The organism is Cellulomonas sp. C5510, assembly GCF_019797765.1.
Taxonomy (GTDB): domain Bacteria; phylum Actinomycetota; class Actinomycetes; order Actinomycetales; family Cellulomonadaceae; genus Cellulomonas.
Genome location: NZ_CP081862.1, coordinates 1,155,851 through 1,179,013 on the forward strand (window position 1 = coordinate 1,155,851; position 23,163 = coordinate 1,179,013).

Consider the following 23,163-nt stretch of genomic DNA (forward strand, 5'->3'; position numbering starts at 1 on the left):
CCGGACCGACGGAGGACGATGACCGACCTGGCCCCGCCCGGCACGACCGCGGTCAGCACCCGTGGGCTGCGCAAGACCTACCGGCACCGCGGTCGCCGCGTCGTGGCCGTCGGCGGCCTGGACCTCGACGTGCCGCTCGGCGGCGTGCACGGGTTCCTCGGCCCGAACGGCGCCGGCAAGACCACCACGATCCGGATGCTGCTCGGCCTGGTGCGCCCGGACGCGGGCAGCGTGCGCGTGCTGGACCGGCCCGTCCCGGAGGCGCTGCCCGACGTCGTGCAGCGGGTGGGGGCGATCGTGGAGTCGCCGCGGTTCTTCCCGGCGTTCTCCGGCCGCCGCAACCTGGAGCTGCTCGCCGCCGCGATCGGCACCCCGCCGGCGCGCGTCGACCGCGTGCTCGCGGACGTGGGCCTGGGGGACCGCGCGGGCAGCCCGTTCCGCACGTACTCGCTCGGCATGAAGCAGCGCCTCGCCATCGCCGCGACGCTGCTCAAGGACCCGGAGCTCGTGATCTTCGACGAGCCGACCAACGGGCTCGACCCCGCGGGGATCCACGAGGTGCGCCGGACCATGCGCGCCCTGGCGGACGCGGGGAGGACGGTGCTGGTGTCGAGCCACATCCTCGCCGAGGTGCAGCAGGTGGCGGACACCGTCTCGATCGTCACGCAGGGCCGGCTGGTCGCGAGCGGCCGCGTCACGGACCTCGTCGCCGGAGCGGGGACGCAGGAGGCGCGCGTCGGCGTGGAGCAGCCGGAGCGCGCCGCGGCCGTCGTCGCCGGCCGGGGGTGGCCGGTGCGGCCGGACGGATCGGGCGGCCTGGTCGTCGGGGGCGCGGCGCCGGCCGACATCACCCGTGCTCTCGCCGAGGCGGGCCTGTACCTGCACGAGTTGGTGCCGGTCCGCGCGGACCTGGAGCAGGTGTTCCTCGCGCTGACCGGCACGGGCGGCGCGGACGGGCCGCCCGGCACCGGCGCCGGCACCGCGCCGTACCAGGGCCGACCGGCCCCGCACGGACGGCGGGCGCGCTCGTGACCGGGCTCGTGCGCGTCGAGGCGCGGCGGTTCCGGTACCGCGCGGCGATCCGCTGGCTCGCGCTGCTGTCGGTCGTGGCGGCGCTCGCGGTGGTGGCGGGTGTGGTCGCGTCCGTCCGGCCGCCGTCCGCGGAGGCGGTCGCGAGCGCCGAGCAGCAGGTCGCGCTCGCCCAGGAGGACTGGGAGGAGAACGGCGACCAGTACGTCGCGGACTGCCGCAGCGGCGAGGAGCAGGAACGCGCCACGAACCCGGACGCCGACTGGGGATGCGACAGCATCGAGCCTCGCCTCGAGCAGTACATCCCGGTGCAGCCGACCTTCGCCGACCACGCGCGCGGCTGGCTCTCCGGCGCGACCGTGCTCGTGCTGCTGCTGGCGTTCGCCTCGGGCGTCACGTTCGTGACCGCCGAGCTCGCGACCGGGGCGCTGGGCACGTGGCTGACGTTCGTGCCGCAGCGCGGCCGGGTCTACGCGAGCAAGGTCGTCGTCGCGGGGGTGGGCGTGCTCGTGCCCGCGGCCGCGGCGCTCGCCGTCACGGTGGCGGGGTCCTGGGCCGCGGCGGCTCTCCAGGACACGGTCGGCGACGTGACGGCGGAGACGTGGCGGGCGCTCGGCGACCAGGCGGCGCGCACCCTCGCCGCGGCGGCGGTGCTGGGCGCGGTGGGCGCGGCGCTCGGGTTCCTGCTGCGCAGCGCGGCGGCGGCGCTCGGCGTGGGCATCGGGTGGATGCTGCTCGTCGACGGCGTCCTGGCCGGCATCCTGCCGGCGCTCCAGCCCTGGACCCTGCGGCTGTCGCTCGAGGCGTGGCTGCAGGCCGGCACGACGTACTGGCTTCCCGAGGCGTGCCCGCCGCTCGACGGCGTCCCGCAGGCGGGGGCCTGCACGGGGGAGCGGACGCTGTCGATGCTGCACGGCGGGGTGCTGCTGGCCGTGGTGGCGGCGGTTCTCGTCGCGCTCGGGGCCGTGGTGCTGCGCAGGCGCGACGTCGACTGACGGCCGCACCCGCCCCGTGAGAGGGTCGCGGCATGGCTTTCACCGTCGAGGACGCGCCGTGGTGGACCCGCGCGACCGTCTACCAGGTCTACCCGCGCTCGTTCCAGGACTCCGACGGCGACGGCGTCGGTGACCTCCGGGGGATCGCGTCGCGGCTGGACCACCTCGAGGCGCTGGGCGTCGACGTGGTCTGGCTGTCGCCGATCTACCGCTCGCCGCAGGACGACAACGGGTACGACATCAGCGACTACCAGGACGTCGACCCGGTGTTCGGGACGCTGGAGGACCTGGACGAGCTGATCGGCGCGCTGCACGCCCGCGGGATGAAGCTCGTCATGGACCTGGTCGTGAACCACACGTCGGACGAGCACCCCTGGTTCGTCGAGAGCCGGTCGTCGGTCGACTCCCCGAAGCGCGACTGGTACTGGTGGCGCCCGCCCCGCGAGGGCATGGCGCCGGGGCAGCCGGGCGCGGAGCCCACCAACTGGCACTCGTTCTTCTCGGGCTCCACCTGGGAGCTCGACGAGGCGTCGGGCGAGTACTACCTGCACCTGTTCAGCCGGAAGCAGCCCGACCTCAACTGGGAGAACCCGGAGGTGCGGCAGGCGGTCTACGCGATGATGCGCTGGTGGCTGGACCGCGGGGTCGACGGCTTCCGCATGGACGTCATCAACCTGATCTCCAAGAACACGTCGCTGCCCGACGGCCCGGTCGTGGCGGGGGTGTGGGGTGACGGCAGCGCGCACTACACGGACGGCCCGCGGGTGCACGAGTTCCTCCAGGAGATGCACCGCGAGGTGTTCGACGGCCGCGAGGGCGCCCTGCTGACGGTCGGGGAGACGCCCGGCGTCACGCTGGAGGAGGCGCGCAGGTACACGGACCCGGCGCGGCGCGAGGTCGACATGGTGTTCCAGTTCGAGCACGTCGGCCTGGACCACGGGCCGGGCGGCAAGTTCGACCCGCGCCCGCTGCGGCTCACGGACCTCAAGGCGACGTTCGGGCGCTGGCAGGCCGGTCTCGCGGACGCCGGCTGGAACAGCCTGTACTGGGACAACCACGACCAGCCGCGGGTCGTGTCGCGGTTCGGGGACGACGGGCGGTACCGCAGGGAGTCCGCGAAGGCGCTCGCGACCCTGCTGCACCTGCACCGCGGGACGCCGTACGTCTACCAGGGCGAGGAGCTCGGGATGACGAACGCGCACTTCACGCGGTTCGACCAGTACCGGGACATCGAGTCGCTGAACCACGTCGCGCAGTCCCGGGCGCTGGGCACCGCCACCGACGAGCAGCTCCTGGCGGGGCTGGCCGCGATGAGCCGCGACAACGCGCGCACGCCGGTGCAGTGGGACGGCTCGCCGCAGGCCGGGTTCACGACCGGGACGCCGTGGCTGGCGGTCAACCCGAACCACGTCGAGGTCAACGCCGCCGCCGAGCAGGCCGACCCGGCCTCCGTGCTGCACCACTACCGTCGCCTCATCGCGCTGCGGCACGCCGACCCGGTGGTCGCGCTCGGCGACTTCACGATGCTGCTGCCGCGGGACGAGCAGGTCTACGCGTTCACGCGGACCCTGGGGGACGACGCCCTGCTGGTGGTCGTCAACGTCTCCGGCGAGGACGCGCGCGTCGACCTGGGCGACGGCTGGCCGGCGGCGGCGGACGGCGGCTGGGGCGAGCTGGTGCTCGGCACCCACGACGGGCCGGGGGAGCCGACCGTGCTGCGCCCGTGGGAGGCGCGGGTGGTGCGGCGCCGCGGCTGACGCGTCACTGCTGGACGTCCACCACCACGCGCGCCGGGTCGGGCAGCAGGTACGCCCGGAACGGCCGCGGGTCCCCGTCGATCCCGACGAGGGCCTGGGACTGCGCCTCGAACGTGCCCAGCAGCACCGCCTCGGTGACGGCGGTGGTCCCGGGCGCGGTCACCGCCTCGCGGAGCGGGAACTCCGTGAGACCGGTGTCGTACGGGTAGGCGGTGCCGTTCAGCATGACCTGCAGCACGCTGTCCCCGGAGAGCTCCACGGCGGCGTCGCTGGGGTCCTCGGTGGCGGAGTCCACGTACTCGACGCGCCAGCCCGGGGTCCCCGTGCCGCCCAGCTCGAGGACGACGCGGTCGTAGCCCTCGTGGTGGCCCACGCGGACGTCGGTCACGGTGAGCCGCGCGTCGGACGACGGCTCCGCGGTGTCGACGTCGGTGTCGGCGGGGAAGGGCGGCGCGGCGGAGTCCGCCTCGGCGTCGTCGTCGGTGGTGCCGGACCCGGAGGTCGCGGTCGGCTCCGGGGTCGGCGTCGGCGAGGTCCCGGACGTCGGTGCGGCGGAGGTCTCGGGGGGTGTGGTCGGCTCGCCGGCGGTGTCGTCGGTGCCGCAGGCGCCCAGCAGGGCGAGCGCGGCGACGGCGCCGAGGGCCCCGGCGGTGAGCGGGCGGCGGCTGGACCGGGAGGAGCGCGTCATGGTGCGAGGCTAGGAGCAGCCGCTGCGACCTGCCGGGCGGCACGCCGCCTCCCGGGTCACAGCTCGGTACCGATCACCAGGTGGACTCGTGCACCACGATGTGAGACGGCGCCACCCGGGCGTGACAGCCCGTCGGCGACAGGCGTAGGGTCACGGGCATGCGGACGAACCTCCTCGTAGTACTTCCCGGGCGCGCCGGCTGAGGCCACGCACGGAAGGCCTCGTCAGCGCGCGCACCCCTCGACCCGCCCCGCCCAGGGGCTCGAGGGGTTTTTTCGTGCCGACGGACGCCACCGGCGGCACCACTCGCACCACGCTCCACCAGCACCGACGCCAGGAGACACCGATGGTCCAGGGCCCCCACCCGGCACCGCCCCGCAGGTCGGCCCCGTCCGCACCCGCGGCCGCCGCCCCCGAGCCGCGCGACGGCGCGCGCCTCGCCGAGCCCACCGCGATCCGGCCGCGTCCCGTCGTCACCGAGCAGGTGACCGGTGCGCAGTCGATCGTCCGCTCGCTGGAGGAGGCGGGTGCCGAGGTCGTCTTCGGCATCCCGGGCGGCGCGATCCTGCCGACCTACGACCCGCTCATGGACTCCACGCGCCTGCGGCACATCCTGGTGCGGCACGAGCAGGGCGGTGGGCACGCCGCCGCCGGGTACGCCCACGCCACCGGCCGGGTCGGCGTCTGCATGGCGACCTCCGGGCCGGGCGCGACGAACCTCGTGACGCCGATCGCCGACGCGAACATGGACTCCATCCCGCTGGTGGCCATCACCGGCCAGGTCGGCGCGTCGCTGATCGGCACGGACGCGTTCCAGGAGGCCGACATCGTCGGCATCACGCTGCCGATCACGAAGCACAACTACCTCGTGACCGACCCCGCCGACATCCCGCGCACCATCGCCGAGGCGTTCCACATCGCCTCGACCGGCCGCCCGGGCCCCGTGCTCGTCGACATCGCCAAGTCCGCGATGCAGTCCGACACCACGTTCAGCTGGCCGCAGCAGATGGACCTGCCCGGCTACCACCCGGTCACCAAGCCGCACGGCAAGCAGATCCGCGAGGCCGCCCGACTGCTGGCGACGGCCCGCCGCCCGGTGCTGATGGTCGGCGGCGGCGTCATCCGCTCCGGTGCCTCCGCCGAGCTGCGCCGCCTGGTCGACGCCTCCGGCGCCGCCGTGGTGACGACGCTCATGGCCCGGGGCGCCCTGCCCGACACCCACCCGCAGCACCTCGGGATGCCCGGCATGCACGGCACGGTCGCCGCGGTCGCCGCGCTGCAGAAGGCCGACCTCGTCGTGGCGCTCGGCGCGCGGTTCGACGACCGCGTCACCGGCAAGCTCTCGTCGTTCGCCCCGTCCGCGACCATCGTGCACGCCGACATCGACCCCGCCGAGATCGGCAAGAACCGCGCCGCGGACGTGCCGATCGTCGGGGACCTGCGGGAGGTCATCACCGACCTGCTGCCGGAGCTGGCCAAGGAGCAGGCGCACCACGGCAAGCCGGACCTCGAGGCGTGGTGGCGGCAGATCGACGCGTGGCGCGAGACGTTCCCGCTCGGCTACGACGAGCCGAGCGACGGCCATCTCGCCCCGCAGCACGTCATCTCCCGCATCGGGGAGATCTCCGGCCCGGAGTCCATCTTCGTGGCCGGCGTCGGGCAGCACCAGATGTGGGCCGCGCAGTTCATCAAGTACCAGCGCCCGAACTCCTGGCTGAACTCCGGCGGGCTCGGGACCATGGGCTTCTCGGTGCCCGCGGCCATGGGGGCGAAGGTCGGCGACCCGGACCGCACGGTCTGGGCCATCGACGGCGACGGCTGCTTCCAGATGACCAACCAGGAGCTCGCCACCTGCACGATCAACGACATCCCGATCAAGGTGGCGGTGATCAACAACTCCTCGCTCGGCATGGTCCGGCAGTGGCAGACGCTGTTCTACGAGTCGCGCTACTCCAACACCGACCTCCACACCGGCCACGGCACCGCGCGCGTCCCCGACTTCGTGAAGCTCGCCGACGCGTACGGCGCGGTGGGTCTGCGCTGCGAGACGGCGGCGGACGTGGACGCCACCATCCAGCGCGCGATGGAGATCGACGACCGACCCGTCGTCGTGGACTTCACGGTGTCGCGCGACTCCATGGTGTGGCCGATGGTCGCCGCCGGCGTGAGCAACGACGACATCCAGTACGCCCGGGGCATCAGCCCGGCGTGGGACCGCGAAGACTGACCCGGGAGCGAGCAGATCATGAGCCGTCACACCCTCTCCGTCCTCGTGGAGAACAAGCCCGGTGTGCTGACCCGCGTCGCGGGCCTGTTCGCCCGGCGGTCGTTCAACATCCACTCCCTCGCCGTGGGCCCGACCGAGCACGAGGAGATCTCGCGCATCACGGTCGTCGTCGACGTCGACGAGCTGCCGCTGGAGCAGGTCACCAAGCAGCTGAACAAGCTCATCAACGTCATCAAGATCGTCGAGCTCGAGGACGCCGCGTCCGTGCAGCGCGAGCTGCTGCTGGTGAAGGTGCGCGCCGAGGGCGCCACCCGCACGCAGGTGCTCGAGGTCGTCGACCTGTTCCGCGCCCACGTGGTCGACGTCGTCCCCGACACCGTCACCATCGAGGCCACCGGGTCGCCCGCGAAGCTCACGGCGCTCCTCGCGGCGCTCGAGCCGTTCGGCGTCCGCGAGATCGTCCAGTCCGGCACCGTCGCCATCGGCCGCGGTCCGCGCTCCATCACCGACCGCGCGCTCGAGCGCGTGAGCCGGTCCGCCTGACCACCCCGTCCCGCACCACCTGTCCCACACACAAGGAGATCCATCGTGGCTGAGCTGTTCTACGACGACGACGCCGACCTGTCGGTCATCCAGAGCAAGAAGGTCGCCGTCATCGGCTACGGCAGCCAGGGGCACGCGCACGCGCTGAACCTGCGCGACTCGGGCGTCGACGTGACCGTCGGCCTGCGCGAGGGCTCGTCGTCCCGCGCGAAGGCGGAGAACGAGGGCCTCGCGGTCGCCGGCGTCGCCGAGGCCGTGCAGGGCGCGGACGTCGTCGTCATCCTCGCGCCGGACCAGGTGCAGCGGCACATCTACCGCGACGAGATCGCCCCGAACCTCAAGGACGGCGCGGCCCTGGTGTTCGGCCACGGCTTCAACATCCGCTTCGGCTACATCAAGCCCGAGGCCGACCACGACATCGTCATGGTCGCCCCCAAGGGCCCGGGCCACCTCGTGCGCCGCGAGTACGTCGACGGTCGCGGCGTGCCGGTGATCGTCGCCGTCGAGCAGGACGCGTCCGGCTCCGCCTGGGACCTCGCGCTGTCCTACGCCAAGGGCATTGGCGGCCTGCGCGCCGCCGGCATCAAGACCACGTTCACCGAGGAGACCGAGACCGACCTGTTCGGTGAGCAGGCGGTCCTCTGCGGCGGCGTGTCGCAGCTGATCCAGTACGGCTTCGAGACGCTGACCGAGGCCGGCTACCAGCCGGAGGTCGCGTACTTCGAGGTGCTGCACGAGCTGAAGCTGATCGTCGACCTCATCTTCGAGGGCGGCATCACCAAGCAGCGCTGGTCCGTCTCCGACACCGCCGAGTACGGCGACTACGTCTCCGGCCCGCGGGTCATCACGCCCGACGTGAAGGAGAACATGAAGGCCGTCCTCGCGGACATCCAGAACGGCGCGTTCGCGGAGCGGTTCATCGCCGACCAGGACGCCGGCGCCCCGGAGTTCCAGGCGCTGCGCGCGAAGGGCCAGAACCACCCGATCGAGCCCGTCGGCCGCGAGCTGCGCCAGCTGTTCGCGTGGGTGAAGCCGTCGGACACCGACTACGTGGAGGGCTCGGCCGCGCGCTGACCTGCCACGGCTGACGCGAGCGGGGTCCCGGGGTCCGCCCCCGGGGCCCCGCTCCGTCGGTCGCCGGGGGAGGATGGCGACATGGGCGGGACGAACGAGAGGCCGGCGGGCGACGCGGACGTGGGCGCGGAGATCCTCGCCTTCTGGGAGGTCGCCCGCGTGCGGGCCGGCGTGGTGCGGCTGGTCTCGGTGACCGGGCCGGACATCCACGGCACGCTCGTGCCTCCGACGTGGTCCGCGGGGGAGGACCCCGCGGAGGCGGACCGGTTCCTCGCCCGGGTGCTCGACGGTGCGACGACGGCCTCCACGACGGCGCTCGCGGACCTCGAGGGCGCGGGTCAGCCGCTCCCGGTGCGGGGCGACCTGGCGATCGTCCTGGACGGCGCCGGGCACCCGGGAGCGCTGATCCGGACGACCGAGGTCCGGACCGCGCGCCTGGACGAGGCGGGGGCGGACGGCGTCGACGTCGACGGGGTCGGCGCCCTCGCGCCGGACGCGCCGGTGGTGGTGGAGCGGTTCGAGCTGCTCTACCCGCGGTCGTCCGACCGCTGAGACAGTCGTCCCGATCAGTGGGACGCACGGCTAGGATGAGGACCATGGCGCAGCAGATCAACCTGGCGGTCGTCGCGGGTGACGGCATCGGGACCGAGGTCGTGGAGCAGGGCCTGCTCGCGCTGGAGGCGGCGCTGTCCGGCACCGGCACGACGGTCACCACGACGGACTTCGACCTGGGCGCCCGCCGCTGGCACGCGACCGGCGAGACGCTCACCGACGAGGACCTCGCCGCGATCCGCACGCACGACGCGATCCTGCTCGGCGCGATCGGCGACCCGAGCGTGCCGTCCGGCGTGCTGGAGCGCGGGCTGCTGCTGAAGCTGCGCTTCGCCCTCGACCACTACGTCAACCTGCGCCCCGCGAAGCTGTACCCGGGCGTCGCGTCGCCGCTGGCCACGCCCGGCGACGTCGACTTCGTGGTCGTCCGCGAGGGCACCGAGGGCCCGTACGTCGGCAACGGCGGCGCGATCCGCGTGGGCACCCCGCACGAGATCGCCAACGAGGTCAGCGTCAACACCGCGTTCGGCGTCGAGCGCGTGGTCCGCGACGCGTTCGCCCGGGCTGCCGCGCGCCCGCGCAAGAAGCTCACGCTCGTGCACAAGCACAACGTCCTCGTGCACGCCGGCCACCTGTGGCGCCGGACCGTCGAGGCCGTGAACGCCGAGTTCCCCGACGTGACGGTCGACTACCTGCACGTCGACGCCGCGACGATCTTCCTCGTCACCGACCCGGCCCGGTTCGACGTCATCGTCACCGACAACCTGTTCGGCGACATCCTCACCGACCTCGCCGGCGCCATCGTCGGCGGCATCGGGCTGGCCGCGTCCGCGAACATCAACCCGGACCGCACCGCGCCGAGCATGTTCGAGCCCGTGCACGGCTCCGCGCCCGACATCGCCGGGCAGGGCAAGGCCGACCCCACCGCGACCGTGCTGTCCGTCGCGCTGCTCCTCGACCACCTCGGCGAGCACGACGCGGCCGCCCGCGTCGAGGCCGCGGTCGCCGCCGACGTGGCGGAGCGGGGCACGCGAGTACGGTCGACGGCCGAGGTGGGCAAGGACCTCGCCGCGCGCATCGCCGGCTGAGCGCCCCACCCGCGCGGACCCGTCCGCGCCTGTCCACCCCGGCCGTCGCCCAGGTACCGTCGTCCCGACTCCTGGTTGAAAGGCCGCCACCGATGAGCATCTCCGACACCGACCTCGCGTTCGAGGTCCGCCCCACCGACACCCCCACCCCCCGGGCCGAGCGGGAGTCGCTGCTCGCCACGCCGAAGTTCGGCACCGTGTTCACCGACCACATGGCCCGCGCCTCCTGGACGCAGGGCCTCGGCTGGCACGACCGCCGGGTCGAGAAGTACGGCCCGCTGCAGCTCGACCCCGCGACCGCGGTGCTGCACTACGCCCAGGAGATCTTCGAGGGGCTCAAGGCGTACCGGCACGACGACGGCTCGGTCTGGACGTTCCGGCCCACCGCGAACGCCGAGCGCATGCAGCGGTCCGCGCGGCGCCTGGCGCTGCCCGAGCTGCCGACCGAGGACTTCCTCGCGTCGATCACCGCCCTGGTGCGCACCGACCTCGACTGGGTGCCGTCGGGGGAGGAGACCAGCCTGTACCTGCGGCCGTTCATGTACGCCTCCGAGGCGTTCCTCGGCGTGCGGCCGTCGATGCAGGCCGAGTACCTCGTCATCGCGTCGCCCGTCGGGTCGTACTTCGCCGGCGGCGTGAAGCCGGTGTCCATCTGGGTCTCCGAGGACTACGCGCGGGCGGGCGCCGGCGGCACGGGGGCGGCCAAGTGCGGCGGCAACTACGCCGCGAGCCTGCTGCCGCAGCAGGAGGCCTACGCGCGCGGGTGCGAGCAGGTCTGCTTCCTCGACGCCTCGACCGGGTCCCTCCTGGAGGAGCTCGGCGGCATGAACGTGTTCGTCGTCGGCGCCGACGGGTCGGTGTCCACGCCCCGGCTGTCCGGGTCGATCCTCGAGGGCGTGACCCGGTCGTCGATCCTCACGCTGCTGGCCGAGCAGGGCCGGGAGATCCGGGAGCGTGACATCCCGCTGACGGAGCTGCTCGCGGGGCTGCGCGACGGGTCGGTCGCGGAGGTGCTCGCCTGCGGCACGGCCGCGGTCGTGACGCCGATCGGGCGCCTCGCGGGCGGGGACTTCGACGTCACCGTCGGCGACGGCACCGCCGGCGCGGTGACGACCGGCATCCGCGCGGCCCTCACGGACATCCAGTACGGCCGCGCCGCGGACCCGCACGGCTGGATGCACCGCCTGGCCTGACGCCCCACCCACCACCCGCCCCGCCCCACCCGCCCCGCCCCCGCCCCGCCCGCGAGTTCGGCACTCCCCGTCGAGTTCGGCACCTGGAGCTGCCGACTTCGCGCGCCGACTGCCGAACTCGCGGGGGTGGGGCGGGTGGGGTGCGGGGCGTCCCGGGGGGTGGACGGGGCTGACGGCGGGCGTGACGTGTGCCACGATGGCGCCCATGACCGTTCGCCACCCGATCGTCATCGCCTAGCGCGTCCGCCCACCCCCGCGGACGCGCCGACCTCCCGAACCCGGGGGGTCTTTTTGTTGCCGCACGCTCACCCGCACGCTCACCCGGCTCGCACCGTCCTCCCTCGCCGAGAGAAGCCCGACCGTGACCTCTGCACCCCGCGACGACGCCCCCGCCTCGCTGCCCCGCACCGGTGCCGCGCACCCCGTGGCCGGCACGCCCGGCGCGTTCGACGTCTACGACACGACCCTGCGCGACGGCGCCCAGCAGGAGGGCATGAACCTGTCGGTCGCCGACAAGCTCGCGATCGCCCCGCTGCTGGACGAGCTGGGCGTCGGCTACATCGAGGGCGGCTGGCCGGGCGCGATCCCGAAGGACACGGAGTTCTTCGCCCGCGCGGCCAAGGAGCTCGACCTGCGGCACGCGGTGCTCGCGGCGTTCGGCGCGACCCGCAAGCCCGGTGTACGGGCCTGGGACGACCCGCAGCTGCGCGCGCTGCTCGACTCCGAGGCCCCGGTCGTCACGCTCGTCGCCAAGAGCGACTCCCGGCACGTCGAGCGGGCGCTGCGCACCACGGTCGCGGAGAACCTGGCGATGGTCGCGGACTCCGTCCGGCTGCTCGTCGGGGAGGGCCGCCGGGTCGTCGTCGACGCGGAGCACTTCTTCGACGGGTTCCGGCACGACCCGGCCGCCGCGCGCGACGTCGTCCTCGCGGCTGCGGAGGCCGGCGCCGAGACCGTCGTGCTCTGCGACACGAACGGCGGCATGCTCCCCACGCACGTCGCCGACGTCATCCGCGACCTGCGCGCCGCGCTCGGCACGGCGGACCCGCTGGTGCGCCTCGGTGTCCACGCGCACAACGACTCCGGCTGTGCGGTGGCGAACACGCTCGCGGCCGTCGAGGCGGGCGCCGTGCACGTCCAGGGCACCGTCAACGGCTACGGGGAGCGCACCGGCAACGCCGAGCTGCTGTCGGTCGTCGCCAACCTCGAGCTCAAGACGGGGCGCAGCGTGCTCGCCCCGCCGCCGGACGGCTCCGGCGGCCTGGCCGAGATGTCGCGCATCGCCCACCAGATCAGCGAGATCACCAACATCGCGCCGTTCGCGCGCCAGCCCTACGTCGGGGTCAGCGCCTTCGCGCACAAGGCCGGGCTGCACGCCTCGGCGATCCGCGTCGACCCGGACCTGTACCAGCACATCGACCCGCAGGCCGTCGGGAACGACATGCGGATGCTCGTCTCGGAGATGGCCGGGCGCGCGTCGGTCGAGCTCAAGGGCCGTGAGCTCGGGTTCGACCTGGCCGGGCAGGACGAGGTGCTGACGCGCGTCACCCAGCGCGTCAAGGACGCCGAGGCGCAGGGCTACACGTACGACGCCGCCGACGCGTCGTTCGAGCTGCTGCTCGCCGAGGAGGTCGAGGGCGGACGGCCCGCGTACTTCCGGGTCGAGTCGTGGCGCACCATCGTCGAGCGCGCCGGCTCCCGCGGCACCCCCGCCACCGCGGAGGCGACCGTGAAGCTGCACGCCGGGGGGGAGCGCATCGTCGCCACGGGCGAGGGCAACGGCCCCGTCAACGCCCTCGACCACGCCCTGCGCCTCGCGCTCCAGCGGGTGTACCCCGAGCTCGCGGAGTTCGAGCTCATCGACTTCAAGGTGCGCATCCTCGACGCGATGCACGGGACCGACGCGGTGACCCGGGTGCTCATCGAGACCACGGACGGGCAGACCGCGTGGAGCACGGTGGGCGTGGGGCCGAACCTCATCGAGGCGTCGTGGGAGGCGCTGACGGACTCGGCGATCTGGGGACTGCGGAACCGGGGCGTCGCGCCGCGCTGAGCGGCCGTGGGAGGCACCGTGAAGGTCGTCGTCGCGCTCGACTCGTTCAAGGGCTGCCTCAGCAGCGCCGAGGCGGGCGACGCCGCACGCGTCGGCGTGCTCGCGGCGGTGCCGGGCGCCGACGTGCGCGTGGTCCCGGTCGCCGACGGCGGCGAGGGCACGGTCGACGCGCTGCTGGCCGCCGTCGCCGGGCAGCGGGTGGAGGCGTCGACGGTCGACGCGCTCGGCCGGCCGGTGACCGCGGCGTACGCGCTGCTGCCGGACGGGACCGCGGTGGTCGAGGCCGCGTCGTGCGTGGGGCCGGCCCAGGTCGGCCCGGTGGACGCGACGTTGCCGCCGAGGGCCGGCTCGGCCGGGGTCGGCCTGCTGGTGCGTCACGCCGTCGACGCGGGCGCCCGGCGGGTGGCGGTCGCCCTGGGCGGGACCGCGTGCACCGACGGCGGCGCGGGTCTGCTGATCGCCCTCGGGGCCCGCGTGAGCGACGCCGACGGCCGCCCGGTGCCGGCGGCGGGGGTGAACCCGCTGTGGTCGCCCTGCGCGCTGGACCCGTCGTCGCTGCCCGACCTCGGGGACGTCGGGCTGCTCGTGCTGACGGACGTCGACAGCCCGCTGCACGGGCCGGCCGGCGCCGCCCACGTGTTCGCGCCGCAGAAGGGTGCCACCGCCGTCCAGGTGCGGCACCTGGACGACCGGCTCGCCGCGTGGGGTGCCGCGCTCGCTGCCGCGGGCCGGCCGGTGGCGGACCTGCCGGGCGCGGGGGCCGCGGGCGGTCTGGGCGCGGCGCTGCTCGCGCTCGGGGCGCGGCGCGAGCCGGGGTTCGCGTTCGTCGCCCGGGCCGCCGGACTCGCGGACGCGCTCGTCGGCGCCGACCTCGTCCTGACCGGGGAGGGGCGCGTCGACGGGCAGACCGCCCACGGCAAGGCCCCGGCCGGCGTCGCGGCGCTGGCCCGGGACGCCGGGGCGGTCGTCGTGGCGCTCGCCGGGTCGGTCGCGCGGGGCGGCGACCCGGGCGCCACCGCGCCGTTCGACGCGGTGCTCGCCGTGCAGTCGGGGCCGCGCCCGCTCGCGGAGGCGCTGGACCCCGGGATCGCGTCGGACGAGCTCGCCGCCACGGCCGGCGAGGTGGCCCGCCTGGTGCGCGCCGCGGGCCGGCACCACTCCCGCGGGTAGCCGGGAGGCCCTCCACCGGGCCTGCCCTCGCCGGGCCGTCGCTCGGGACCGCGCCGTCCTGCGGTCCGGATCCGTGCGGACGGGCGCGCCGGGTGCGCCCGCGTGATCGGGTCCTTACGTGGGCCTGGGCCGGGGCCCGGGGTGGGGTGCGGACGCGGCGGGCCTAGGATCGGCATCGTGCGTGGTGAGTACAAGGTCCCCGGTGGCAAGCTCGTGGCGGCGGACGTGGAGGTCGCGGACGGCGCCCTCGCCGACGTCCGGATCAGCGGGGACTTCTTCCTCGAACCCGACGCCGCGCTCGCGGTCATCGACGCGTCGCTGCGCGGCCGCCCCGCCGACGCGCGGGTGCCGGACCTCACGGTGGCCGTCGAGGACGGGCTGCGGCGCGCCGAGGCCGACGGCACGCTCGACGCCCCGGTGCACATGGTCGGCTTCACGGCCGAGGCCGTGGCGATCGCCGTGCGGCGCGCACTGGGCCACGCGACGTCCTGGCAGGACCACACGTTCGAGCTCATCCGGCCCGGTGCGCTGCCGCCCGCCGTGCTGGGCGCGCTGGACCAGGTGCTGACCGAGGAGCTCGCCGCCGGCCGTCGCGGCCCGACGCTGCGGTTCTGGGAGTGGGACGAGCGCGCCGTGTTCATCGGGTCGTTCCAGTCGCTGCGCAACGAGGTGGACCCGGAGGGTGCGGCGAAGCACGACGTGACCGTGGTCCGGCGGATCTCCGGCGGCGGGGCCATGTTCATGGAGGCCGGCAACTGCATCACGTTCTCGCTCGTGGTGCCGGCGTCGCTCGTCGACGGCCTGTCGTTCGAGCAGTCGTACCGGTTCCTCGACGACTGGGTGATCGGCGCGCTGGCCGACGTGGGCGTCACCGCGACGTTCTCCGGGCTGAACGACATCGCGTCGCCGGCCGGGAAGATCGCCGGGTCCGCGCAGAAGCGCCTGGCCGGCGGGGCGGTGCTGCACCACATGACGATGGCCTACGACATCGACGCGGACAGGATGCTCGAGGTGCTGCGCATCGGCCGGGAGAAGCTGTCCGACAAGGGCACGACGAGCGCGAACAAGCGGGTGGACCCGGTGCGGTCCCAGACCGGCCTGCCGCGCGAGCAGGTCATCGACGCGTTCGTCACGCACTTCCGGTCGCGGTACCGGACGGTCGACGGCGACCTCCGGCCGGAGGAGCTGGAGCGGGCGCAGCAGCTGGTCGAGGAGAAGTTCGGCAACCCGGAGTGGACGGCGCGCGTGCCGTGAGCCGGCAGCACGGCGACCGCACGACCGCGGCAGGACCAGGGTCGGGTCGGGGAGGTCCCCGATGCGCAGGAGCGGTGGCGTCCGTCAGGCTGGTGCCGTGAAGCTCTTGCTCAACCTCATCTGGCTCGTGTTCGGCGGCCTGTGGCTCGCGCTCGGCTACGTGGTCGCCGGGATCATCTGCTGCGTGCTCGTCGTGACCATCCCGTTCGGCATCGCGTCGTTCCGGATGGCGTCGTACGCGCTGTGGCCGTTCGGTCGGACCATCGTCGACCGGCCGACCGCCGGCGCGATGTCGACGATCGGCAACGTCATCTGGATCCTCGTGGCCGGTTGGTGGCTGGTGCTCGGGCACCTGACGACGGCGCTCGCGCAGGCGATCACGATCATCGGGATCCCGCTGGCGATCGCGAACCTCAAGATGATCCCGGTCTCGCTCGTGCCGCTCGGCAAGCAGATCGTGCCGACGGACCGGGCACTGGCGGCGTACGGGCGCTGAGCCCCGCGGCGGCCTCCGACCCCGGTCCGCCGCGGCGCCGCGTCGGCCGCGGCGTCGCGTCGGCCCCGGCGTCGCGTCGGCCCCGGCGTCGCGTCAGACCGCCGCGTGCCGCAGGACGAGGACCAGCGCGGCCACACCGAGCACCGCCGCGGCCAGCGCCGTCGCACCGAGGGCAGCACCGCCGGGCGTGCGCGCGCCGGCGGGGACCGGGGCGCCCGGCCCGCGGTCGGGGTGCGCGTCGTCGACGACCGCGGCCCAGAGCACGGCCCGGCGGGCGCCCGCCCGGTCGAGCGCGAGCGCGCCGAGCAGCCCGAGCGCCGTGGCCCCCCAGACCGACGCTCCGAGCCACGGCTCGAGCACGCGGCCGGCGACCAGCGAACCCACCGCGACGGACAGCGAGGTGCGGCGCCACGCGAGCGCCGTGCGCTCCGGCTGCGCCCCGGGCGGGGCGGTGTGCGCCCGGCTCGCGGTGCTCACCGCAGCAGCAGCCCGACGAGCACGAGCACGCCGGCCAGCGCCACACCGGCGGCGAGCGGGCCGCTGAACGCCGGTGCCGGCAGCGGGTCCCGCTCGCGCAGGGCCCGCTCGGCGCGCGCCCAGCCGAGCCACGCCTGCGCCGGCGCGGCGATCCCCAGCAGGAGCAGCAGCACGGCGGCCGCGAGGCGCAGGTGCGGTTCCACGGGCAGGTCCAGGGCCTCCAGGGCCACGCCACCGGCGAGCAGCGCGAGCGCCGTGCGGACCCAGGCGAGGAACGTCCGCTCGTTCGCGAGCGAGAACCGGCCGTCGGGCTCGGTGCCGCGGGCGTACACCCGCCGGGGGAGCCGGCGGTCGGCGGGCGCGGTCACGCCGCCGGGGCCGTTCCCGGGACGCCCGCGCGGACCGGCCGCGGGCCGAACACGGCTGTGCCGATGCGCACGATGGTCGCCCCCTCGGCCACGGCCGCCTCGAGGTCGCGGCTCATGCCCATGGACAGCTCGACGGCGTCGCCGGTGCCCGCCTCCCCGCTGCCGGAGACCTTGTCCCGCAGGTCGCGTAGCGCGGCGTACCCGGCGCGCACGGCCCGTTCGTCGGGTGTGTTCGCGCCGACCGTCATGAACCCGCGCAGCTGCAGCCGGTGGTGTCCGGCGACCGCCCGGACCACGTCGAGCGCGTCCTGCGGCGCGGCACCGTGCTTGGTGGGCTCGCCGGAGACGTTGACCTGCACCAGCACGTCGAGCGTCCGGTCGTCGTCGGCGCACCGGCGCGCGAGCCGGTCGGCCAGGGCCGTGGAGTCGACGCTCTGCACGCAGGTGGCCCAGCGCAGCGCGGCGTTGACCTTGTTGGACTGCAGCGGGCCGATGAGGTGCAGCTCGGGCGCGAGGTCGGCGAGGTCCGGCCCCTTGGCGACGAGCTCCTGCACCCGGTTCTCGCCGAGCAGCACCCGACGGGCGGTGCCGGCCGTGGTGGCGGCCCCGGCGATGTCGGCGAGCACCGCCGCGCGCACCGTCGCGGCGTCCTGGGTCTTGGTGGCCAGCAGCAGCCGCACCGAGCCGGCGGGGCGGCCCGCGGCGGACTCGGCGGCCGCGACCCGGGAGCGGACGCGCGCCAGCCGCTCCGCGAGCTCGGTCGCGCCGGTCGTCATGTGTCCGACCCTAATCGCTCCGGCGGCGGGCGCCCGGCGCCGTCAGCCGCGGGCGATGTCCGCGACGGTCGCCGCCGTCAGACGGATCAGGTCGTCCGGGGCGAGCTCGACGTCGAGGCCGCGGCGTCCGCCGGACACGAACACGGTGTCGAACAGCTGCGCCGTCTCGTCGACGACGGTCGGGTGCGCCGTCCTCTGACCGAGCGGGGAGATCCCTCCGACCACGTACCCGGTCGCGCGCTCCGCGGCCGCGGGGTCGGCCATCACGGCCTTCTTCCCGCCGACGGCGCTCGCGAGCGCCTTGAGGTCGAGCTTCCCGGCGACGGGCACGACGGCCACCGTCAGCGTCCCGTCGACCGAGGCCATGAGGGTCTTGTAGACCTGCTCCGGGTCGATGCCCAGCACCTCGGCGGCCTCGAGCCCGTAGCCGACCGTGCTGCGCGGGTCGTGCTCGTAGGCGTGCGCGGTGTGCGGGACCCCGGCGGCGGTCAGCGCGACGAGCGCGGGCGTGCCGGACGGCGGCTGCTTGCGGCTCACGGGGCCAGCCTAGGGCGCGCCCCGTCCGCCCCGGTGCTGCTAGCGTGCGGGGCAGCACGGGAGTCCGGTGAGCCGGGCTGAGAGGGAGTACTCGAACTCCGACCGTTGAACCTGATCTGGGTCATGCCAGCGCAGGGAGCGACATCGCAGGATGCCGGGCACCCGTCCGCGTCCCCCGTGCTGATCCGACCAGCACAGGAGGACGCATGACCCCGACACCGACGCCCGTCCGGCCCGCGGAGGCCGCCGACCTGGTCGCCGACCCGCTCCGGTTCGGGGTGGGCGCCCGCGTCACCGTCGCCGTGATGTGCGACCGGTACGTCGAGGTGGTCCTCGGCGTGCTCGGGTCGGTCCGCACCGACGGGCTGGTGGTGCAGACCGGCGACGTCAGCACCTACGTCGGAGGCCACGAGGCGGACCTGCTCCGGTACCTCACCGACCTCGTGGACGCCGTGGCCGCCACGGGCGAGCACGCCGCCGTCACGCTGCACCTGTCGCGGGGCTGCCCGGGCGAGGTGCGGTGCGCGCTGCCCGGAGGGGCGGGCCCGCGCGAGGTCGTGCTGCCGCCCGGCCGGCGCACCGGCCGCTCCGGCGCGGCCGAGTGGGCGCTGTACCCGCTGGCCGACGACGTCCGCGCGGGGGTGGTGCCCGACCACATGCGGGACATCGAGGCGGCGATCGACCTGGCCCGGGCGAGCGGCACGTTCCGGGGCTCCGAGCACTTCGTCACCCGGCTGGAGGGCGACGTGGGAGCGCTCGTGGAGACGGTGGTCGGCGCCTGGGCGCGTGCGGGGCGCGGCGTGCAGCACGTGACGAGCCACGTCACCTTCTCGCTCAACAGCCCGACCCGCCGTGGCTGAGGGCGTCGTGGGCGCGCGCCGGCGGGAGCCGCTCGCGCTCAAGGACATCGTGCTGATGGTCGTGCTGGGGGTGGTGTTCGGGTTCCTGTACTGGGCGCTCGTCCAGGCGTGGAACGGTCTCGCGGTGCTCATGGGGCCCGCGGGCGACCTCGCGCAGCACGTGCTGCTGGGCGGGTGGCTGCTGGTGGCCCCGGTCGCCGTCGCGATCATCCGGCGGCCCGGCGTGGGGATCCTCGCCGAGGTGATCGCCTCGGTGGTCGAGGTGGTGTTCCTCGGGTCTCCGGTGGGGCCGCTGCTGGTCGTCGCCGCGCTGCTGCAGGGCCTCGGCAGCGAGATCCCGTTCGCGCTCGGCCGGTACCGGCGGTTCGGCTGGGGCCGGTTCGCCGCCTCCGGGCTGCTCGGCGCGACGCTGGTGTTCGGCTGGTCGGCGTTCCGGTTCGGCTGGTACGGGCAGGACGTGCTGGTGCTGCGGCTGGTGCTCCAGGCCGTGTCGGGCGTCGTCCTGGGCGGCCTGCTGGCGAAGGTCGTCGTCGACGCCCTGCACCGGACCGGCGTGCTCGACGGGTTCGCGATCGGACGCGCGGTTGCGGCCGGGCGCCCGGTGCCCCGGCGCCGTGCCGGCTGACGCGCCGGCCCCGGTGGCGCCCGCTGTCCCGCCGGCGCCCGGGGTCGTGCTGGACGTGTCCGGGCTGGAGGCCGTGCTCGACGGCGGCGCCGGCGTCGGCCCGGTCGACCTGCGGCTCGCACCGGGGGAGCAGGTCCTCGTGCTCGGGCCCTCGGGGGCGGGGAAGTCGACGCTGCTGCGCTGCCTGCACGGCGCGGTGCCGCACGCGGTGCCCGCCCACGTCGAGGGAGGGGTCCTCGTCGCCGGCCGCGCGGTCGCGGAGCACGGCGTCGCGGCGCTCGCGGACGTGGTCGGCGTGCTCGCGCAGGACCCCGAGACCGGGGTGTGCCTGGCCGACGTCACGGACGAGGTCGCGTTCCCGCTGGAGAACCTCGGGACGCCGCCGGACGTGATCGGACCGGCGGTCGCGGCGGCGCTCGGCGCGGCCGGGGCGGGGGCTCTCGCGGGCCGCCGCACGGACGCGCTGTCCGGCGGCGAGCTCCAGCGGGTCGCCCTCGCGGCCGCCGTCGTGGCGGGACCGCGGCTGCTGCTGCTCGACGAGCCGACGTCGATGCTGGACGCGGACGGGGTGGCGGCGGTGCGGGACGCGCTCGCCGTCACGCGCGCCGCGACCGGGGCCGCGTGCGTCCTGGTCGAGCACCGGCTCGACGCGCTCGCGGGGGACGCGGGCGTCGCCGGGCTGCCGGGGCGGTGGGTCGTGCTGTCGGCCGACGGGCGCGTGACCCACGACGGCCCCGCCGCCCGTGTCGCACGGGAGGCGGGGCCGGAGCTACTCGCCCGCGGCTGCTGGCTGCCGGAGGACGTCGAGATCGCGACGGTCCTCGGCGGCGCGGTCGGCGGGCCCGGGCAGCGCGACCGGGTCCTGGCCCTCGCCGCCGCCGCACCGCCGGGCCCGGTGACCGCACCGCGGGGGGAGGTGCTGCTGGCGGCGCGCGGCCTGGCGGCAGGGCGCGGCGGGCCCGCACCCCGTCACGGCCGGCGCTCCCGCCGCGGCCCCGTGCCCGAACCGGTGCTCCGGGACGTGGACCTCGAGCTGCGCGCGGGCGAGGTGGTGGCGCTCGTCGGGGCGAACGGCGCAGGGAAGTCCACGCTGCTCGCGTGCCTCGCCGGGCTGCTGCCGCCGCTCGCCGGCGTCGTGGACGGGGCGCGCGCCGGGCTGGTGGCCCAGAACCCCGAGCACCAGATCGCCGCCCGCACCGTGCGGGCGGAGGTCGCCGTCGGGCTGCCGCCCGGTCCGGCGACGGACGCCCGGGTCGCCGAGGCGCTCGAGCGGTTCGGCCTGACGGCGCTCGCGGACCGGGACCCGCACCGGCTGTCCGGCGGTGAGCAGCGCCGGCTGAGCCTGGCCGCGATGCTCGTGCACGACCGCGGGGTGCTGCTGGCCGACGAGCCGACGTTCGGGCTGGACCGGCACGGCACCGCGGCCGTCCTCGGTGCGCTCGCGCAGACGGCGCGCGCGGGACGGGCCGTGCTGCTGAGCTGCCACGACCTGCGCGCGGTCGCGTCGTGCGCGGACCGGGTGCTGGTGCTCGCCGGCGGCCGGCTGGTCGCGGACGTGGACCCGCTCACCCTGCTGCGGGACCCGAGGCTGCTCGACGCCGCCCGGCTGCGCCCGTCGCGGCTGCTGCGCTGGCTCGCCGAGGCCGCGGACGACGCGGGGCGGCTGCGGGACGCGCTCGCGGCGCTGGACGCCCGCGGCGTGACCACGGCCGGTGCGGCGACCACGGTCGCGGCCGGGCCCGCCGCGCCCGCGGGCGAGCGGACGGAGGTGCCGGCCCCGTGAGCCCCCTCGAGGCCCGCAACCCCGCCGTCAAGCTGCTGCTGGTCGTCGCGGTGTCCGTCGCGACGCTCGCGCTGCTGGACCCCCGCACCCTCGCCGTGCTGTACCTGCTCGGGCTCGTCGCCGCCCGCTGGGGAGCGGGGGTCGGACCGCGCCGGCTGCTGCTCGCGCAGGTGCCGTTCTGGACCTTCGGCGCCGGCGTCCTGCTGGTGAACGCGCTCAGCCGGCCGGGCGACGTCCTGGCCGCAGCGGGCCCGTTCCGCGTGACGGACGAGGGGCTCGCGGTCGGCGCCGCGCTGGCGCTGCGCGGGTGCGTGATCGGCGTCGCGACCGTCGCGTTCCTGGCCAGCACCCCGCCGCGGGACCTGATGGTCAGCCTCGTCCGGCACGCCCGGCTGAGCCCGCGGTACGCGTACGCGCTCCTGGCGGGTCACCGGATGCTCGCCGGGCTGCCGCGGCAGTGGGCGACGATCCGGGCGGCGCAGGCCGTCCGTGCCCCTCTCCGCCGCGACGGACGGCCGCGGGAGGGGTGGCGTGGCCTGGGCCGCTCCGCGTTCGCGCTGCTGGTGGCGTCGGTCCGGGCTTCGGAGCGGGTCGCGCTCGCGCTGGAGTCGCGCGGGCTGTCCGCCGGTCCGCGGACGGTGTGGCGCCCGGTGCCGCTCGGCGCGGGCGACGGGGCGCTGGCGGCCGGCGTGCTCGGGGTGGTCGTGGTCGTGGTCGCCGCGGGGGCCTGGTCCGCGGGGTGAGGCCGGGGTGGTCGGAGGCCGGCGGCGCGCCGGGTCGTCGGACCGCCGCGTCGTCAGACCGCCAGGCCGACCAGGGACCCGACGCCGTACGTGACCAGCATCGCGAGCGAGCCGCCGACCACGTTGCGCAGTACGGCCCGGCCCACCGGGGCGCCGCCGAGCCGGGCGCTGACGGACCCCGTGACGACCAGGGCGAGGGCCACGGCGACGAACGTGGCGACGATGCGACCTGCGCCCCAGGGGGCCAGCACGACCAGCAGCGGCACGATGCCACCGGCGAGGAACGCGACGAACGAGGCGAGCGCGGCGTGCCAGGGGTTGGTGAGCTCCGCGGTCGCGTCCAGCACGCCGTGGGTGCGCAGCACCTTCTCCGCGTCACGCTGGCTGCTCACCGAGACGTACTCGCCGGCCGCCATGGACAGGGCCCCGGCGGCCAGGGCCGCGAACCCGGCGATCGCGAGGGCGCTGACCTCGGTGGCCGCGCCCGCCACGCCGACGACGGTGGCGGCGACGGAGACGACGCCGTCGTTGGCGCCGAGGACGCCGGCGCGCAGCCAGTTGAGCCGGCTGGCGGTGGGCAGGTCGAGCACGTCCGCGGCCGGGCGGGGCGCGGCGACGACGGGCGCGGTGGCGGCAGCGAGGGCCGGGTCGTCGGCGGCAGGGGTGTCACCGGCGACCCGGCGCTGGGGAGCGGTCGCCGGGGTGCGACCGCGGTCCAGGAGGTGGCTCGACAGGCTCGTCATGGCCTCCACGCTAGGCCGGTTCTGACGCCGTGTCATCACAGGAAAGGCTGCCCTGACCTGCGCAAACACAGGTTAGCCTGCCCTGATCTGGAACCGATCCAGGTATCTGTGCAGGCCAGCGGCAGGTCTCGT

23 protein-coding genes and 1 riboswitch are annotated in these 23,163 nt (G+C 75.5%); of the genes, 17 read left to right on the forward strand and 6 right to left on the reverse strand.

The features are described 5' to 3' along the window. Positions 1 to 18 precede the first annotated feature (18 nt). The 3 genes from K5O09_RS05210 to K5O09_RS05220 are packed head-to-tail and all read left to right on the forward strand — an operon-like array spanning position 19 to position 3,781. The gene (locus tag K5O09_RS05210; protein ID WP_222171749.1) at positions 19 to 1,032 is read left to right on the forward strand and encodes an ABC transporter ATP-binding protein; all 1,014 of its coding nucleotides are present in this window, start codon (positions 19 to 21) and stop codon (positions 1,030 to 1,032) included. Continuing rightward, on the forward strand, positions 1,029 to 2,024 hold the full coding sequence (locus K5O09_RS05215) for an ABC transporter permease subunit (protein ID WP_222171750.1): 996 nt from the start codon (positions 1,029 to 1,031) through the stop codon (positions 2,022 to 2,024). The genes K5O09_RS05210 and K5O09_RS05215 overlap by 4 nt, the downstream gene beginning before the upstream one ends. A 32-nt stretch (positions 2,025 to 2,056) precedes the next feature. Continuing rightward, positions 2,057 to 3,781, forward strand: a complete 1,725-nt coding sequence (locus tag K5O09_RS05220; RefSeq protein ID WP_222171751.1) for an alpha-glucosidase — start codon at positions 2,057 to 2,059, stop codon at positions 3,779 to 3,781. Between the two features lie 4 nt (positions 3,782 to 3,785). Here the strand turns inward: K5O09_RS05220 and K5O09_RS05225 are convergent, their stop codons facing one another. Further along, the gene (locus K5O09_RS05225; protein ID WP_222171752.1) at positions 3,786 to 4,469 is read right to left on the reverse strand and encodes a hypothetical protein; all 684 of its coding nucleotides are present in this window, start codon (positions 4,467 to 4,469) and stop codon (positions 3,786 to 3,788) included. A 346-nt stretch (positions 4,470 to 4,815) separates the two neighbouring features. Here K5O09_RS05225 and K5O09_RS05230 point away from each other — a divergent pair, with 346 nt between their 5' ends. The 10 genes from K5O09_RS05230 to K5O09_RS05275 all read left to right on the forward strand — a co-directional run bounded on the left by K5O09_RS05230 (position 4,816) and on the right by K5O09_RS05275 (position 16,119). Further along, positions 4,816 to 6,696, forward strand: a complete 1,881-nt coding sequence (locus K5O09_RS05230) for an acetolactate synthase large subunit (protein WP_222171753.1) — start codon at positions 4,816 to 4,818, stop codon at positions 6,694 to 6,696. Positions 6,697 to 6,714: 18 nt separating this feature from the next. Next, positions 6,715 to 7,239: an acetolactate synthase small subunit gene (gene ilvN, locus K5O09_RS05235; protein ID WP_222171754.1), complete on the forward strand. Its 525-nt coding sequence runs from the start codon at positions 6,715 to 6,717 to the stop codon at positions 7,237 to 7,239. A gap of 45 nt (positions 7,240 to 7,284) precedes the next feature. Beyond that, positions 7,285 to 8,313 carry a ketol-acid reductoisomerase gene (gene ilvC / locus K5O09_RS05240; RefSeq protein WP_222171755.1) on the forward strand — a complete coding sequence of 343 codons (1,029 nt, stop codon included), beginning with the start codon at positions 7,285 to 7,287 and terminating at the stop codon, positions 8,311 to 8,313. 81 nt (positions 8,314 to 8,394) lie between these two features. Further along, positions 8,395 to 8,865 (forward strand): ASCH domain-containing protein, encoded by a 471-nt coding sequence (locus K5O09_RS05245; protein ID WP_222171756.1) that lies wholly within the window; start codon positions 8,395 to 8,397, stop codon positions 8,863 to 8,865. A gap of 44 nt (positions 8,866 to 8,909) precedes the next feature. Then, entirely contained in the window at positions 8,910 to 9,953 is a 1,044-nt protein-coding gene (locus tag K5O09_RS05250) for a 3-isopropylmalate dehydrogenase (RefSeq protein ID WP_222171757.1), read from the forward strand. Positions 9,954 to 10,045: 92 nt separating this feature from the next. After that, positions 10,046 to 11,146 carry a branched-chain amino acid aminotransferase gene (locus K5O09_RS05255; protein ID WP_222171758.1) on the forward strand — a complete coding sequence of 367 codons (1,101 nt, stop codon included), beginning with the start codon at positions 10,046 to 10,048 and terminating at the stop codon, positions 11,144 to 11,146. Between the two features lie 424 nt (positions 11,147 to 11,570). Beyond that, positions 11,571 to 13,199, forward strand: a complete 1,629-nt coding sequence (cimA, locus tag K5O09_RS05260; protein WP_222172607.1) for a citramalate synthase — start codon at positions 11,571 to 11,573, stop codon at positions 13,197 to 13,199. An 18-nt stretch (positions 13,200 to 13,217) separates the two neighbouring features. Then, positions 13,218 to 14,369 carry a glycerate kinase gene (locus K5O09_RS05265; protein ID WP_222171759.1) on the forward strand — a complete coding sequence of 384 codons (1,152 nt, stop codon included), beginning with the start codon at positions 13,218 to 13,220 and terminating at the stop codon, positions 14,367 to 14,369. Positions 14,370 to 14,546: 177 nt separating this feature from the next. Further along, complete coding sequence (locus tag K5O09_RS05270; RefSeq protein WP_222171760.1) at positions 14,547 to 15,623, forward strand: biotin/lipoate A/B protein ligase family protein; 1,077 nt, start codon at positions 14,547 to 14,549, stop codon at positions 15,621 to 15,623. 97 nt (positions 15,624 to 15,720) lie between these two features. Next, a complete protein-coding gene (locus K5O09_RS05275) occupies positions 15,721 to 16,119 on the forward strand; it encodes a YccF domain-containing protein (protein ID WP_222171761.1) in 399 nt (132 codons plus the stop codon). Positions 16,120 to 16,212: 93 nt separating this feature from the next. On the opposite strand, the gene K5O09_RS05280 is transcribed toward K5O09_RS05275, so the two are convergent. The 4 genes from K5O09_RS05280 to ybaK are packed head-to-tail and all read right to left on the reverse strand — an operon-like array spanning position 16,213 to position 18,277. Further along, positions 16,213 to 16,596: a DUF202 domain-containing protein gene (locus tag K5O09_RS05280; RefSeq protein WP_222171762.1), complete on the reverse strand. Its 384-nt coding sequence runs from the start codon at positions 16,594 to 16,596 to the stop codon at positions 16,213 to 16,215. Then, entirely contained in the window at positions 16,593 to 16,964 is a 372-nt protein-coding gene (locus tag K5O09_RS05285; RefSeq protein WP_222171763.1) for a YidH family protein, read from the reverse strand. The genes K5O09_RS05280 and K5O09_RS05285 overlap by 4 nt, the downstream gene beginning before the upstream one ends. Continuing rightward, positions 16,961 to 17,740, reverse strand: a complete 780-nt coding sequence (locus K5O09_RS05290; protein WP_222171764.1) for a YggS family pyridoxal phosphate-dependent enzyme — start codon at positions 17,738 to 17,740, stop codon at positions 16,961 to 16,963. The genes K5O09_RS05285 and K5O09_RS05290 overlap by 4 nt, the downstream gene beginning before the upstream one ends. 42 nt (positions 17,741 to 17,782) lie before the next feature. Continuing rightward, entirely contained in the window at positions 17,783 to 18,277 is a 495-nt protein-coding gene (ybaK, locus tag K5O09_RS05295; protein WP_222171765.1) for a Cys-tRNA(Pro) deacylase, read from the reverse strand. A 46-nt stretch (positions 18,278 to 18,323) separates the two neighbouring features. Beyond that, positions 18,324 to 18,432, forward strand: a riboswitch (TPP riboswitch). Positions 18,433 to 18,483: 51 nt separating this feature from the next. Here ybaK and K5O09_RS05300 point away from each other — a divergent pair. The 4 genes from K5O09_RS05300 to K5O09_RS05315 are packed head-to-tail and all read left to right on the forward strand — an operon-like array spanning position 18,484 to position 22,288. Next, complete coding sequence (locus K5O09_RS05300; protein ID WP_222171766.1) at positions 18,484 to 19,137, forward strand: Ykof family thiamine-binding protein; 654 nt, start codon at positions 18,484 to 18,486, stop codon at positions 19,135 to 19,137. Continuing rightward, on the forward strand, positions 19,130 to 19,762 hold the full coding sequence (locus K5O09_RS05305) for an ECF transporter S component (RefSeq protein ID WP_255596141.1): 633 nt from the start codon (positions 19,130 to 19,132) through the stop codon (positions 19,760 to 19,762). Before K5O09_RS05300 ends, K5O09_RS05305 begins: the two co-directional genes overlap by 8 nt. Further along, positions 19,752 to 21,545, forward strand: coding sequence for an ABC transporter ATP-binding protein (locus K5O09_RS05310; RefSeq protein WP_222171767.1), 1,794 nt, complete (start codon positions 19,752 to 19,754; stop codon positions 21,543 to 21,545). Before K5O09_RS05305 ends, K5O09_RS05310 begins: the two co-directional genes overlap by 11 nt. Further along, positions 21,542 to 22,288: an energy-coupling factor transporter transmembrane protein EcfT gene (locus tag K5O09_RS05315; protein WP_222171768.1), complete on the forward strand. Its 747-nt coding sequence runs from the start codon at positions 21,542 to 21,544 to the stop codon at positions 22,286 to 22,288. The genes K5O09_RS05310 and K5O09_RS05315 overlap by 4 nt, the downstream gene beginning before the upstream one ends. A gap of 53 nt (positions 22,289 to 22,341) precedes the next feature. On the opposite strand, the gene K5O09_RS05320 is transcribed toward K5O09_RS05315, so the two are convergent. Further along, a complete protein-coding gene (locus K5O09_RS05320) occupies positions 22,342 to 23,031 on the reverse strand; it encodes a VIT1/CCC1 transporter family protein (protein ID WP_222171769.1) in 690 nt (229 codons plus the stop codon). Positions 23,032 to 23,163: the final 132 nt, after the last annotated feature.

Coding starts and splice junctions, on each gene's coding strand:
- ilvN (WP_222171754.1), top strand. CDS start 6,715: ATGAGCCGTCACACCCTCTCCGTCCTCGTGGAGAACAAGCCCGGTGTG.
- K5O09_RS05255 (WP_222171758.1), top strand. CDS start 10,046: ATGAGCATCTCCGACACCGACCTCGCGTTCGAGGTCCGCCCCACCGAC.
- K5O09_RS05250 (WP_222171757.1), top strand. CDS start 8,910: ATGGCGCAGCAGATCAACCTGGCGGTCGTCGCGGGTGACGGCATCGGG.
- K5O09_RS05290 (WP_222171764.1), bottom strand. CDS start 17,740: ATGACGACCGGCGCGACCGAGCTCGCGGAGCGGCTGGCGCGCGTCCGC.
- K5O09_RS05225 (WP_222171752.1), bottom strand. CDS start 4,469: ATGACGCGCTCCTCCCGGTCCAGCCGCCGCCCGCTCACCGCCGGGGCC.
- K5O09_RS05220 (WP_222171751.1), top strand. CDS start 2,057: ATGGCTTTCACCGTCGAGGACGCGCCGTGGTGGACCCGCGCGACCGTC.
- K5O09_RS05245 (WP_222171756.1), top strand. CDS start 8,395: ATGGGCGGGACGAACGAGAGGCCGGCGGGCGACGCGGACGTGGGCGCG.
- K5O09_RS05230 (WP_222171753.1), top strand. CDS start 4,816: ATGGTCCAGGGCCCCCACCCGGCACCGCCCCGCAGGTCGGCCCCGTCC.
- K5O09_RS05210 (WP_222171749.1), top strand. CDS start 19: ATGACCGACCTGGCCCCGCCCGGCACGACCGCGGTCAGCACCCGTGGG.
- K5O09_RS05320 (WP_222171769.1), bottom strand. CDS start 23,031: ATGACGAGCCTGTCGAGCCACCTCCTGGACCGCGGTCGCACCCCGGCG.
- K5O09_RS05300 (WP_222171766.1), top strand. CDS start 18,484: ATGACCCCGACACCGACGCCCGTCCGGCCCGCGGAGGCCGCCGACCTG.